This window comes from Hymenobacter canadensis, from assembly GCF_027359925.1.
GTDB classification, from domain to species: Bacteria; Bacteroidota; Bacteroidia; order Cytophagales; family Hymenobacteraceae; genus Hymenobacter; species Hymenobacter canadensis.
In genome coordinates, this window is record NZ_CP114768.1 from 91424 (window position 1) to 104634 (window position 13211).

At 60.6% G+C, this 13211-nt stretch carries 15 protein-coding genes; 7 read left to right on the forward strand and 8 right to left on the reverse strand.

Annotated features, from left to right (window positions below):
* Positions 1-3 precede the first annotated feature (3 nt).
* The 3 genes from O3303_RS19735 to O3303_RS19745 all read right to left on the reverse strand — a co-directional run bounded on the left by O3303_RS19735 (position 4) and on the right by O3303_RS19745 (position 2663).
* On the reverse strand, positions 4-414 hold the full coding sequence (locus O3303_RS19735; protein ID WP_269562155.1) for a T9SS type A sorting domain-containing protein: 411 nt from the start codon (positions 412-414) through the stop codon (positions 4-6).
* A complete protein-coding gene (locus O3303_RS19740; RefSeq protein WP_269562156.1) occupies positions 411-1427 on the reverse strand; it encodes a hypothetical protein in 1017 nt (338 codons plus the stop codon). Before O3303_RS19740 ends, O3303_RS19735 begins: the two co-directional genes overlap by 4 nt.
* Before the next feature lie 327 nt (positions 1428-1754).
* The gene (locus O3303_RS19745; protein WP_269562157.1) at positions 1755-2663 is read right to left on the reverse strand and encodes an alpha/beta hydrolase; all 909 of its coding nucleotides are present in this window, start codon (positions 2661-2663) and stop codon (positions 1755-1757) included.
* Positions 2664-2835: 172 nt separating this feature from the next.
* Between O3303_RS19745 and O3303_RS19750 the strand changes: the two genes are divergently transcribed.
* From O3303_RS19750 to O3303_RS19775, 6 genes are all read left to right on the forward strand, one after another.
* Positions 2836-4377 (forward strand): T9SS type A sorting domain-containing protein, encoded by a 1542-nt coding sequence (locus O3303_RS19750; RefSeq protein WP_269562158.1) that lies wholly within the window; start codon positions 2836-2838, stop codon positions 4375-4377.
* Positions 4378-4806: 429 nt separating this feature from the next.
* Entirely contained in the window at positions 4807-5214 is a 408-nt protein-coding gene (locus O3303_RS19755; protein ID WP_269562159.1) for a DUF2147 domain-containing protein, read from the forward strand.
* A gap of 58 nt (positions 5215-5272) precedes the next feature.
* Positions 5273-6592 carry a TolC family protein gene (locus O3303_RS19760; protein WP_269562160.1) on the forward strand — a complete coding sequence of 440 codons (1320 nt, stop codon included), beginning with the start codon at positions 5273-5275 and terminating at the stop codon, positions 6590-6592.
* Positions 6593-6618: 26 nt separating this feature from the next.
* Positions 6619-7716, forward strand: coding sequence for an efflux RND transporter periplasmic adaptor subunit (locus O3303_RS19765; RefSeq protein WP_269562161.1), 1098 nt, complete (start codon positions 6619-6621; stop codon positions 7714-7716).
* A 2-nt stretch (positions 7717-7718) separates the two neighbouring features.
* Positions 7719-8960, forward strand: a complete 1242-nt coding sequence (locus tag O3303_RS19770; RefSeq protein ID WP_269562162.1) for an ABC transporter permease — start codon at positions 7719-7721, stop codon at positions 8958-8960.
* Between the two features lie 3 nt (positions 8961-8963).
* On the forward strand, positions 8964-9641 hold the full coding sequence (locus O3303_RS19775) for an ABC transporter ATP-binding protein (RefSeq protein WP_269562163.1): 678 nt from the start codon (positions 8964-8966) through the stop codon (positions 9639-9641).
* Between the two features lie 564 nt (positions 9642-10205).
* Here O3303_RS19775 and O3303_RS19780 read toward each other — a convergent pair.
* The 3 genes from O3303_RS19780 to O3303_RS19790 all read right to left on the reverse strand — a co-directional run bounded on the left by O3303_RS19780 (position 10206) and on the right by O3303_RS19790 (position 11339).
* Entirely contained in the window at positions 10206-10445 is a 240-nt protein-coding gene (locus O3303_RS19780; protein WP_269562164.1) for a hypothetical protein, read from the reverse strand.
* A 313-nt stretch (positions 10446-10758) separates the two neighbouring features.
* Positions 10759-11091 (reverse strand): type II toxin-antitoxin system PemK/MazF family toxin, encoded by a 333-nt coding sequence (locus tag O3303_RS19785; RefSeq protein WP_269562165.1) that lies wholly within the window; start codon positions 11089-11091, stop codon positions 10759-10761.
* Positions 11079-11339, reverse strand: a complete 261-nt coding sequence (locus O3303_RS19790; protein ID WP_269562166.1) for an AbrB/MazE/SpoVT family DNA-binding domain-containing protein — start codon at positions 11337-11339, stop codon at positions 11079-11081. Before O3303_RS19790 ends, O3303_RS19785 begins: the two co-directional genes overlap by 13 nt.
* A gap of 325 nt (positions 11340-11664) precedes the next feature.
* On the opposite strand from O3303_RS19790, the gene O3303_RS19795 reads away from it, so the two are divergent.
* Positions 11665-12255 (forward strand): Riean_0653 family protein, encoded by a 591-nt coding sequence (locus tag O3303_RS19795; protein WP_269562167.1) that lies wholly within the window; start codon positions 11665-11667, stop codon positions 12253-12255.
* Positions 12256-12616: 361 nt separating this feature from the next.
* On the opposite strand, the gene O3303_RS19800 is transcribed toward O3303_RS19795, so the two are convergent.
* Positions 12617-12931, reverse strand: a complete 315-nt coding sequence (locus O3303_RS19800; protein WP_269562168.1) for a hypothetical protein — start codon at positions 12929-12931, stop codon at positions 12617-12619.
* Positions 12928-13176 (reverse strand): hypothetical protein, encoded by a 249-nt coding sequence (locus O3303_RS19805; protein ID WP_269562169.1) that lies wholly within the window; start codon positions 13174-13176, stop codon positions 12928-12930. Before O3303_RS19805 ends, O3303_RS19800 begins: the two co-directional genes overlap by 4 nt.
* Positions 13177-13211: the final 35 nt, after the last annotated feature.

Consider the following 13211-nt stretch of genomic DNA (forward strand, 5'->3'; position numbering starts at 1 on the left):
CGGTTAGTTTTTGACAATTACTTTTTGCGCGAGTGATTCGGTCGCCGTCCGCGCCCTGATGAAGTACAGTCCTTCCGCAAAGCCGGCTGAATTGATGGTTGCCGTGGCCGCGTTGGGGGTGGCCGCAAACACCTGTCGCCCCCGCGCGTCGTACACGTAAAGTTCCCGCAGGGCACTGGCCCCCTCCATGTTGATGACGCCCTGCGCCGGATTGGGGAACACCGTCAGCCGCAGCGGCGCGGTTGCCGCGGCCATCGAGGTCAGCGGAGCGCTGGCCAGGCCCGCGCTGCACTTGCGCAGGGCCACGGGGTGCACGTTGCCGTTTTGGTTGTACTCGTAGTAGTAGATGTAGGCCTCGGTGGGCGTGATGAACACCTCCGGGTCGAGGCGCAGGGCCACCCGGCTGTCGCTCACCTTGCGGAAGAAGGGGCGGGGCGGGCGGGGTCCAGGGCCACCACCCACACGTCGGCCGGCAGGGAGTTGCTCTGCGAGCCGGGAATGAACTTGCGGGCCGCCGCGCACACGAACAGGTAGGACTTGTTCTGAAACACGAAGGGCTCGGCGGAGAAGTAGTAGCCGTACGACGGGTCGGGCAGCCGGACATCGTACACCGGCGTAAAGGCGCTGCCCACCTGGCGGTACAGACGCAGAATGGTGTCGTTCACGGTGCAGTACAGCAGGCGGGCGTTGCCGTAGTCGGGGGCGTTCCAGGTGAAGGCGTCAATCTTGTTGCCGGAGTCGAACGTGAGCTGAGTCAGGTTCGCCGTGGCCAAGTCGTAGCGGAAAATCTGGGTCGTGCCGTTCACCGCGTCGTTGGTGAGCAGCGCCTGCTCGCCCTCGATGAACCGGGGCCCGCTGGAACTGTTGGCGCCGTACGGCACCGGGGTATCGCTCACCGGATTGGCCACCGCGCTCCAGTGAATGGTGAAGTTGAGCAGGTTGTTGCCCCGGGCGTACACCAGCCGCGCCGCCGGGTCGGTGGGGTTCTTGCTGCAGATGGTGGCGAAGCGCCGACCCGTCAGCGAGGCGCTCAGGTCGGTGGCGGTGTAGCCGGTGCCGTTCCAGATGGCCTGCCCGATGTGCTTGTCGGCCGTGCCGATTTGCTTGGTGTAGAACACGTCGGCCCCGCCCACCCGGTAGCCCCACTCCGGCCCGTTAAGGGACTGGGTGACGGACGTCAGCGCGGTGTCGAACAGGTAGTCTTTGCCGCTGGCCGACACCAGGTTGCCCGTTTGGCTGTCCAGCATCCCCACATAGCCGCGGTTGTTTTCGTCCTGAAAGCAGAGCCGGTTGCCCGCCTGCCAGATTTCGAAGTCCAGGTAGCTGGCGGTCGGGTCGCCGATGCGCACGTCCTGCACCGTAAACTGGGCCCGGGCCGGGCCGAAGAAGGCCAGTAGGGTGAGCGTGAAGAGTAGGATTCTTTTCATGGGGAGGGCATTTGAAGCTGTGAGGCGCTCGCTACGAAGAAGCCGGCCAGCGCATCGAACTGCTGTTAGCTATCAGACTGTTCTTTGGTTGGCGCGTTTAATTCCCGAGAAATGGCCACAACCGCACGCCCCGCCGTGGTGCCGGGATGTTGGATTTCGCCGACTGATTTTTGGGGGGCATTTGACCGCCCGTGAATGGCCTGGTTTCCCGCGCAGCGCGTAAGCAGGGGGCGGGCAAGCTTCGCACCAGCCCGTTTTTCTGCCCTGAGCGAAGCAGCCGCTAACAGGTTGTGTTGCGTGGCGTGCCAGGTAGCCGTTGCCCTCGGCTTACTGAAAACACGTTTCCAGAAAAGCCCGGAGCGCCGGCGTAACCACGGTTTCGTTCGGTTCCCCGATGGCGTTGTTGACGCCCTCGTGGTCGTAGCGGCTGCCGTCTACCTGGCTCACCACGGTGCCCGCCGCCTGCAACTGGCTGATGAAAGCGTTGGCGTTGGCGATGCGCGCGGCGGCACCGCGCTTGGCGACGAAAAACCGGGGGTAGACGGTGCCCGCGGCTACGTGGGTCATCGGCGAGGCCTGCCGCAGGGCGGCCGGGTCGTTGCCGAAAGCGTTTTGGTAGATGTCCTCCCCGCCCTGCCCCGTCAGGTCGTACGTGTCCGTGTCGATACTGGCCACGCCCTGCAGCCGGTTCAGGGCCAGGCCGCGCGCGGGCAGAAACTGCGGGCTCGTGCCCGTCAGCGACACGAGGTGGGCGCCGGCGCTGTGGCCCAGCAGCACCACCTTGGCCGGGTCGCCGCCGTGCGCGTCGATGTTGCTCAGCACCCACTGCACGGCGTCGGCCACGTCGTTGTTGTGGTCCGGAAACTTGATGCGGTTGGGGTTATCGAGTTCAAATGAGAACGGGCTGAGCCGGTAGTTGACGCTCACAAACACGTAGTTCAGGGAGCTGAACAGGCTGAGCTTGTTGGCCAGCTGCTGCGCCTTGTCGCCCTGGCGCCAGCCCCCGCCGTGCACCCAGATGACCACGGGCCGCGGCGCGGCGCTGGTACCGGTAGTAGCGCCGGTGGTGTACACGTCCAGGCTGAGCAGGTTGGCGTTGGTGCCCGGCAGCGTCTTGTACTGTGCAGTGGTAGGCTCGCCGTAGGTATTGGTGGGGGAAGGGCCGTCGTTCTTGGTGCAGGCGGCGCTGCCTAGTAATACGGCGGCAGCAAATAGGGAGGTCAGGAAATGGCGCATGGGGCAGTGGAGTGACTTTTTACCATAGAGGAAGATTTGCCTTCGGGGTTTAAGCGCTTGATTCCCAAACAAAAAATCTTTTCCCGGGGGGTAAACCTGTTCCCGCTGGTCTTGTCTGAAGGGCTGAACATTACCCCCGACGCCCGTGAAAATATTGTACTTTGCCTTTTTTATGCTGCTGCTCCCTTGCCGGTTTGCGGCTGCTCAGCAATGGGCCAAGTCCTACTCCGCCGGGCAAACGGTGGCCGGCCAGTACCTGGGCGGCACCGAAATCCTGCACCTCGTGCCGCACAAGGGTCGGCTTTACGCCGGTAACAGCTACTGGATGGAAAGCCGGCGCACCCTGCCCGTGGCCGGCTGCCAGCTGCTGAGCAAGGCTTCGCCCACCGCCCCCTGGCAGGAGGAAAAGGAGTTTCCGGGCAGTTTGCGAATAAACAACCTTAAGCAGTTCATCTTCACCCGCGACCACAACGGCAGCGTGCTGGCCCGGCCCGATACGGTGCTGCTGGCCAACCCCGGCAACGGCGACGGCCGGCTCATCGTGTACCTGCGCGACGACGCGGCCAACACCTGGGTCAAGGACAGCATCACGACCTTCACCACCCCCGGGGCCGATGTGAGCGTCCGTTCCGCTGGAATGCACTACGACGCGGCGGCCAACCGGCAATACATCTTCCTTGGCCTCAAAACCACCGGCGTGCTGCGGGGCGTGTATAATCCCACCCTGTCCACCAAAATAGACTGGACGCTGGTGCCGGAGCTGGTGGTGGGCCAGGAGTTTCGGGTGATGGGCTTCACGGAGTCGAACGGGGTGCTCTACTGCGGCACGAGCGAGAACGGCGTGGCCCGCATCTACCGCCGCAACGACTCGGCCACCAGCCCGAGCTGGACCCAGATTTGGACCGACAACCAGGGCAGCACCAACGCTGATATCCGCGGGCTGTCGGTGGTCGACCTTCCCGGCGGTGGCCAGCGGCTGTGGTTTTCCTGGGCCGGCAGTGCCCGCACCCTCGACCCGGCCACCGGCCTGGCCCAGGCAGAATTCGCCTATGCGCCCGACCTGGCCCTACGCCTGGGCACGCCCATCAACGGGGTGCTGGCTGCCTACAATGACAACATTCTGAATTGGTACAACCCCCTGCGCCAGGCCACCGTGCAGCTCATCGGCTTTGAGGCCCGCTACACCACTCCCGGCCCCCGCGCCCACGTGGACCGCTGGAGCATCGACGGCATGTACTACGAGCGGGCCATCGTGAACGGGGCGGTCGGTTACACCCTGAAAAACATTCTGCAGAACGGCACGCCGCCCACCGACACCCTGCTGGCCGTGCGCATCCTGTGCGTGTCGCCCTTTGCCTCCGAAGCCGGCCGGGTGCTCTACGCCGGCGGCTACGACAGCAACGGGGTGCCGGCCAGCCAAACCGCCTGGGTGTACCGGGGCGACTTCCGCCTGAACCCCACCGCCACGCGCGGCGCGCTGGCCGACGCGGCCGGGGTAAGTGCCTACCCCAACCCGGCCCGCTCGGTGCTCACCATCGAGGTGAAAAACCACGCCTTCCGCGGCGCTTTCCTGGCCGACATGGCGGGGCGGGTGGTGCAGCGCGTTACTTCGCCAACGCTGGACGTACACACCCTGCCGGCGGGCCTGTACGTGATGACCATCGTCACGGATGGCGGGCAGGTGACCAGGAAAGTGGTCATTGAAAAAAATTAAGGCAGTTTTCCAGCCCGGCCCTGCACTCCGCAACCCCCAGATACCTGACGTGTAAATCCATTCTTAGCAGGAGAGCATCAAAAAGGGTGGGGCACTTCCTGTCTCCGGTCAGACCTAGCATAACTGGAGTGACTACTTTCCTCCCTTGGAAACCTTATTGATAACCGCTTAATCTCAACAACCCCACCCTTTTTGATGCTCTCCGATAGTCCGCGCTTACTTCCGGAAGTGCGCTGACCGGTGGTGCGCGGGGCATTGGTCTACCCAAAACTACCGTGCCCCCTGGTCATTTCAGTGCCAAGTTCGGGTAGTTCAGGACCGAATTTGGGTAGTTCGAATAGGTTTTGCGGGCCTAGTACTACTGGGGGCTGTATTGTTGTGCCACGGAACGCCACTGGTGGCGGGCCGCTCACGTCAAATATTCCTCCCATGCAATCGGCAAAGACTTTCCTGCTGGCGCTGGTTTTGCTCCTTGGCCTGGTGCTGCGCACGGCTGCGCAGCAACCTGCCCCGGCGGCCCCTATTCTGGGCACGTGGCTCAGCGAAGACTGGAACGGCAAAATCACGTTCACGCAGGCCCCCGACCAAACCTATACCGCCACTATTACCTGGGTGCAGCCGGGGGCGGATGATAGTAAGTTGAAGGTGGGTGATGTGATTGCCAAAGGCTTGAAAGGCAGCAAAAACCAGTATGCCGGCGGCCAGCTCTACGCCGCTAAGCGCGGCCGCTGGGTGAACGGCGCGGTGTACCTGCCTAACCCACGGACGCTGGAGCTGAAAGGCTCAGTGGGCCCCATGAGCCAGACCCAGACCTGGACCCGCGTGGCGGCCAACTAGCGTGGTTTTTACGGTAGGCAGCCCGTATTTCCGGTCTGGTCAGAAAATCTCATTTCCCATGAAAAAAGCGACGGTGGGCGGGCTGCTCCTGAGCCTGGCCCTGGCTCAGGCCAAGGCGCAGAGCCAGCCCGATACGGTGCGCATTGCATCGGTGGGGGCCGCTATTGACGGGGCCCTGCTGCACAACCCGACGCAGGCCGTGTACCAGCAGCAGCTCCGGCAGGCGCAGTACAACTACAAGGCTGCCAAAGGCTTGCGGCTGCCCCAGGCTTCGGCCGGCTTCACGGGCACGGATAACCTGAAGCTGCCCGTCACGCCCGTGCCGGGCGAGCTAGTTGGCCGGCCCGGCACCACGTATTATGCGCAGTTTGGCCGGCAGTACGCCTACACCGCCGGCCTCACGCTGTCGCAGAAGCTGTTTGACTGGCCGACGGTGCTGCAAGCGAAAGTGGCCCAGGGCAACGTCGAGCTGAACCGGGCGCAACAAGCCGCTTACGCCCAAACGCTGAAAGAGCAGGTGGCCCAGCTGTATTTTTCGGCGCTGATTGCCAAGGCGGCTTTGCAAATCAACCAGCTGGATGCCCGCCTGGCGGATACCGTGCAAACGCTCGCGCGGCAGCGCCTGCAGGCAGGCACCGCCGACTTGCTGTCGGCCAACCAGGCCGCCATCAACGCCAGCAACGTGCGCCAGAACCAGGCCCAGAGCCAGCAGCTGTTCGACCAGAGCCTCGAAAACCTGAAAGTCCTGCTCGGCGAAAAGCCCACCCGTGAGCTTTGCCTGACGGAAACCCTCCCCCCCGGAGCCGTGCCGGCCGGCGCTGGCCCGGCGCTGCAGCCCGACAAAACCCTGGCGCCCTACGAAACCCAGCTGGGCCTCGCGGCTACCCAAAGCCGCTTGCAGCGCGCGGCCGCCTACCCGGCTATTGCGGCCTCGGCGTTTCTGGGCAACCAGCAGTTTCGCGACGACTTTGGCTTGTCGTTTGGGGCTAATGCCTGGCGGCCGTACCAGTACATTGGGCTCAGCATCAACGTGCCGCTGTTTACGGGCTTTGCCAACTACAACAAGAACAGGAGCACCGAAGCCCAGGCCACCATTGCCCAATTGCAGCTCGACCAGGCCCGCGACCAGAGCGTCAGCCGCGACCGGCTGCTGCTGAAAAACCAGGCCGCTTACCGCGACATGGTGAGCAGCAGCGCCACCAGCTTCCGCCTCTACGGCGACAACCTGCGCCTGAGCCAGCAGAAGTACCGCGAGGGGGTTTTGCCGCTGGATGGGTACCTGCGCGCCTTCCAGGACTACCTGATGGCCGAAAACCTGTACCTGAACAACTTATCCTTGTTTCTTGCCAACTACGCCAGCCTCCTGGCCCGGCAGTAGCGCTGGTAATTAAGCATTCTGTGCTCATGAAACGCATCTGTTATCGACTGCTTTTGGTGCTGGCCGTGGCCGGGCCCGCCGGCTGCCGGCCCGCGCCGGAAGTAGCGCCCCAGCGCCGCGACATCGTGGATGCCGTGTTTGGCAGCGGCCACCTCGAAAACGCCCGCCAATACACCGTAGTGGCCAATGCCGAAGGCTTTTTGCAGGCCGCCTACGCGGCCGAAGGCGATACGGTACCGGCCGGCAAGGTCCTGTTTCGCCTCGCCAACGCCGTGCAGCGCAGCCAGGTAGCCAACGCGGCCGTAAACCTGGACTATGCGAAAAGCAACGCGCGGCAGGGCTCGCCCCAGCTGGCGCAGCTGCAGCTGCAGCTGGCCCAGGCGCAGCAAAAGCTGCTGGTCGACTCGGCCAACTACGCCCGCTACGGGCGGCTGGTGAAAACCCAGGCCGTCGCAACGGCCGACTTTGAAAACGCCCGGCTCACGTACCAGACTTCGCAGTCCAACCTGCGCGTGCTGCTGAAAAACCGCGCCGAACTGCAAAACACCCTCAACCTGAGCGTGGCCAACGCAGCCAACCAGTACACGATTCAGCGCGAGAATGACCGGTACTACGTGCTCAGCAGCGAGCAGCCGGGCGTGCTGATGAACGTGCGCAAAAAACCGGGCGACTACGTGCGCAAAGGCGACGCCCTGGCCCTGCTGGGCGCGGGAGGCAGCCTTATCAAGCTCGACATTGCCGAGGATGACATTGGCCGGGTGAAAGTGGGCCAGCCGGTGCTGATTTCGTTGAACAGCGACAAAGCCCAGACCTACCGCGCCACCATCCGCAAAGTGTACCCCGCGTTCAACACCACCGACCAGTCGTTCGTGGCCGAGGCCACCTTCAACCCGCCCCCCAGGGGGCTGCTGAATGGCACCCAGCTGCAGGCCAACATCATCGTGGAGGAAAAGAAGAATGCCCTGGTTATTCCGTCCTACGCCCTGCTCAACGATGCCTACGTGCTGCTGGACGGCGGCAAGCAGAAGCGAGCCGTCGGGGTTGGCATCCGCACCCTGGAGTGGACGGAAATTACCCGCGGCCTGCGCGCCACCGACCGGCTCACCCTGCCCAAAGCGAAGTAGCGATGCTGGCCACGAACTTCAAAATCGCCCGGGTGCACCTCACCACCAACCTGCGGCAGACCGTGGTGGCCCTGCTGGGCGTGGTGTTCGGCATTTCGATGTACATCTTCATGAACAGCTTCATGGCGGGCGTCAACGATGCGCAAACGGTGCTGGCGTTCACCTCCTTAGCGCACGTGCGGATTTACAACAACGGGCCAGCCGACAATACCAATCTGGTGAAAAAGGTGTATCCGGCCGCGACCATTTCCCACATCCGCAACGCGCGGGTGCTGCCCTACACCACGGGCATCAAAAACACGGCCGCCATCCTGGCCCTGGTGCGGGCGCAGCCCGAGGTGGTGGCCATCACGCCGCAGGTCAACATCAACGTGTTTTTTCGCAACGGCGGCGCCAAGCTCAACGGCACGCTCTCGGGCGTTGACGTGGAGAATGAAGACAAGCTCTTCGGCATCGGGGGGTACATGACCGTCGGCACCTGGGCCAGCCTGCGCTACCGCCCCGACGGCATCATCCTCGGCGCCGACCTGGCCCACGACCTGAGCGTGCACGTCGATGACAATATCAACATCCTCACCTCCGACGGCATCAGCCACAATTACAAGCTCATCGGGCTGTTTCAAACCAATGTCAAGCAGGTAGATAAGGCCAAGGCCTACCTCAACATCACCGCTGCCCGGCAGCTGCTGGCTGAAAACCAGGAGTACGTGACCGACCTGCAGGTGAACGTGCAGGATTACGAGCAAACCGCCCCGCTGGTGCAGCGCATTGCGCCGGTGATTCCCTATAAAGTGGAAAGCTGGCAGGATGCCAACCAGCAGCTGGAAGCCGGCTCGCAGCTGCGCAACATCATTGCCCTGGCCGTGTCGCTGACCATTTTGCTGGTGGCGGGCTTCGGCATCTACAACATCATGAACATGACCATCAACGAGCGAATCAAGGAGATTGCCATTCTGAAAGCCATGGGCTTTTCGGGCGGCGACGTGACCCAGATTTTTGTGACCCAGGCCCTAGTTATCGGCCTGGTGGGGGGCCTGGTGGGGATGGTGTTTGGCTACGGCGTAGCCCGAATCGTGAACGTGATTCCCTTTAAAATCGCGGGTCTGCAAACGCTGCCTATGACCTACCACCCCAGCAACTACCTGCTGGCGTTCGGGTTTGGGGTGCTGACCACGCTCATCGCGGGGTATCTGCCGGCCCGCAAGGCCGCGAAAATCGACCCCGTGGCCATCCTCAGAGGGTAAGAAATGGAAAGCCACATCGCCCTGCGGGCCGACAACATTGTCAAGTATTTCTACGAGCCCGAGAAATTCCAGGTGCTGAAAGGCATCAGCTTTGAGGTGAAAAAAGGCGAGTTCCTGGCCCTGACCGGCAAGTCGGGCTCGGGCAAGTCGACGCTGCTCTACGTGCTGTCCACGATGGATACCGACTACGAAGGCCAGCTGCACCTCAACGGCGAGGCCCTGACCGGGCGCACTCAAAACCAGCTGGCCGCTTTCCGCAACGAGCACATTGGCTTCGTGTTCCAGTTTCACTACCTGCTCACCGACTTCACGGTGCTCGACAACGTGATGCTGCCGGCCCTGAAGCTTAACAAAAAGAGCCGGGCTGAAATCGAGGAGAAGGCCTACCAGAACCTGAAGCTGCTGGGCCTCGACGGCCAGGCCCTGAAGCTGGCCAGCCGCCTCTCGGGCGGGCAGCAGCAGCGCGTGGCCATTGCCCGCGCCCTGATAAACGACCCGGCCGTGATTATGGGCGACGAGCCAACCGGTAACCTGGATTCGAAGAATACGCAGAACGTTTTTGAAATCTTCCGGGAGCTGGCCCACGAGCGCGGGCAAACCATCATCGCCGTGACCCACGACGAGGACTTTGCCCGCAACAGTGACCGGATAATTGATATGAGCGACGGCCTGATTGTGTGAGGGCCGCCCGGTACCCGCCCGCGTAATGCAACAGGGCGGGCTGCCCCTGACGAAGACGCTGTTTTGTAGCTGCTAACTCCGGCGTTGCCCCATACTTTTCCGCACTGGTATTTGCGCCCCATGCTGGCTACGGCCATGCTGCTCTCGCTGCTGGCGGGCGCGTCCCGGCTATGGCCTTGGGTGTTATTAAACAAATACGGGAAAAACCTCCGACTCGGAAGCCAAGGGGCCTGAATGTTACTGATAAGGCCCAAAAGCGCCGTAAGAGTAACGAGGGTTGATAATTTTCCCTCGCCCATTAAGGCTACCAGAAGAGGGTAGTGAAAATGAACGTTGCGACTATATTTTATCTGTTTCTTGCATAAAATATTGACTTTTAAGCCCATAATAAGCAAATCAGCGTAGTTGCGGGGCGGAGGCGGAGGTTTTTCCCTATTTGTTTAACAACACACTAGGCATATCAAGGCTCATTCAGTGTCGGGACTCCTACTCACCATCCTGGGCCTTAAAAAGCTCGCAAACGGGCCGCTGTTTGACGCGGCCACCAAGAAGCAGTTTTCTCGCCTACTTGCCGAAAACAAGCTGCCAAAGGCTCTTTCGCGCTGGCTCGGCTAACTTGGATGCAATGCCCTCAACCATTTGCGTCAGCTGCTCCACCTGCAGCTGCAGGTCGCGGGGGCTGGCCGGCAGCTGCGATTGGGTGAGCTGGCCCTGACAGAAGGAACGCATATCCTCGTTCACAAATTGGCCGATGGTCTTGCCGGCGCGCTGGGCGGTTTTCTCCACGATGGCCCGCGTTTCCATATCTACTCCCCGAATGGCCCAAAGTCCTGTATCGGGGGCCTTGCGGGGCCGGCCTCCCTTGGCTTTGGGTGTAGTTATGTTTTGTTCGGGTTCTGTTGCGGCTTCCCCAGCAGAAGTACTACTTAACTCCGGTTCTGTCCTGCATTTTGCTGACTCATCCGGTTTTGTTAAACGTTTATTTTAACAGCGAATGTAGGATAGTTCAGGATATGGATGTTTAGTATTACAAAACCATGAGTTTAGTTTACAAGACTCAAATGTTTATTATACAAGGTATTACAGCAACAAGCAGTCCATACCCCCCTAGTGGATATCAGTACTGGAATATCTCCTGCAGCCGGTCACAGACGGCCTGCGCCGTGGCTTTGGGCAATACACCTAAGCGGCGTACCAGGCGGGTTTTGTCCACGGAGCGGATGTGGTCGAGCGCGACCTGGCCCTCTTTGCCCTGGAAAGTGCAGTCCACCCGGGAAGGGTAGTCACGCCGGGTGCTCGTCAGAGCCGCAATAGTGACCGTGCGCAGGTAGCGGTTCATCTCGTCGGGGGAGAGCACGACACAGGGGCGGGTCTTATTGATTTCGCTGCCCTGGGTCGGGTCAAGGTTGATGAGCCACACCTCGAAGCGCTGCACGCCTACCACTGCCATTCCGTTTCTTCAAAGGCCTCATCCGAAAAGCCCTCCAACAGTTCGCCCTCCGGAGCCTGGCCCTGGGCAATGGCTTGTTGAAAGCGCTCGTCCCAGCCCTGGCGGCGGGTCTTCACGACCGGCTTAATGAGCAGGCCTTCGGGCGTGGGCTGCAGGTCTACCTCGCCGGTGAGATTGTACTGCTGCAGTAACTTCTTAGGCAGCACAATCCCCTGGGAATTGCCCACCCGAATCAGGCGCGTGTTCATAAAGCAAATGTACGTACAATGTAATTACATTTACAGGGTGCTATTGGTTTCATTCTCCGGAAAGCCTTTTTTATACCTGATGGTGAGTCTTTATAGACCGTTATTCAGGGGTGGCTGCTTAAAGCACTGCGACGTTGGAATGTATAAATGGCCAAAGCCACTATCGTGAAATCAAAAGTCCTTTTTTTATTAATTAATAATTTGATTAACAGCATTTTACATTTATAAGCAAGCTAAAAAGTGTGTCTACTTACCCAACTAATAGCCTTGGACTGGGCTAACGTTGGGCATATCTTCACTTGTGCGGTCACCTCTGTGGACTTCTATGGAAAGACATACTTCTTGTGTGACTAGCTGGCTTGTCTGGTCGTTACTGCTATGTAGTTGCGACAAAACAACTCCGGATCCTGAGTTGGAATTGCCGCCTATCACTGCTATCGGGGCCAACACGCTGGGGTTTGAGGTGGACGGACGTGTTTGGATCAACTTTGGCCGAGGCTGCTACGGCTCTGGTGGCGGAGGCTGCTTTGACAATGTTTTACGGGCGTATTCCCGCACTTACCAAGGGGTACGGCGCTTTTCCATATCAGCGGGATTAATTACACCCCGCCATCAAGAATCTTTTGCGCTAACCATCGATACTTTGCGTGGTACCGGGACATATATATCAAGATCACCTCCTCCTTCCTATCCGATTGGTGCTGTGTCCACCGGGGCCAACGGCATTACCCTCACCGAGAGTCGTCGTGCGCGCGAATCCTTTGTGAGCCGCGCAAACGCCACGCGCATCGTGCTAACCCGCGTAGATACAGTCCGCCGCATTGTCTCCGGCACTTTTGAAGGACGTCTCGAAAATGGCTTTAGCCCAGGTTCTTTTGTTACGATCCAGAATGGTCGGTTTGACGTAACCTATTAACCCAGTTGGGTAGCAAAACAAGACTTTTTTTTGCGCAGGGGCTTCTAGAAACTCCCTGTTCTATCTAATTTTCGTCCCTTAACATGAGATGGGTTGTACCCGCACTCCTGGAAAAGTGGCGGTTTTTCGCCTTACCGCCCCTATTTGCCAAGCGTGGTATTTTGCCGGGAAATAGGCTCTACACAAGAGGTGAAGCTACCACTGGCAGCTTCCCCTTTATGTTGCAATAGGTGCGGAATGGGAGAATTACCTGCCCTTGTCAGCCCCACACACCTGTAAAGGCCGCCGGGCCAAAGGGAGGGTGTTACAATGCCCAAAAAGGCCTTTCCAGGTGATTTTGTCGCTTGGAAAGGCCTGCCTCTTATAGCTCAAACGACAAGGGCCGCACCGGCTGGGGGCCGAAGTCCTGGGCGATGCGCACAAAGTTGCGGCTGTCGTGCAAGCCGGCGCTGGAAAGGTGGATGCTGGGCGGGAAGTCGAAATGCTGCTGCAGCAAGTCCACATCGAGCGGCTGGGCAAACCCATAGGTGCCCAACCCGTCCCGGTTGTACTCGAACGCGTCGCCCGTGGCCGGCTCGTTGCCCTGGGCTTTCAGAAAGTCAATGACGGGCTGCAGGTGCGCTGTGCGTGAACCGTCGGCCTTGTCCAAAATCGGCTCTTTGGGGAGGGGCTTCATAGGCGCTCGGGCTGAATAGAGGGTAATAGACGGCGCGTCCGGGGCTGGGTCAGCGAGACCTCGTACACCTCGCCCGTGGCGGGGTACTCGTGCACGTAGCGGCCCTGCGCGTCGCGGTAGGAAAGGAAGGTGTTGACGGCGGCGGCTTCGGCCCGCAACTGCGCCCGCATCGCGTCCTGGAACGCAGGCGAGTCAAGTTGCTGCTGAAAGGCCGTGAGGGCGCTGAAAACGGATTCGGCGGGCATGGGACGCTGGGTTACGGGGGAAAAATAACACTTAA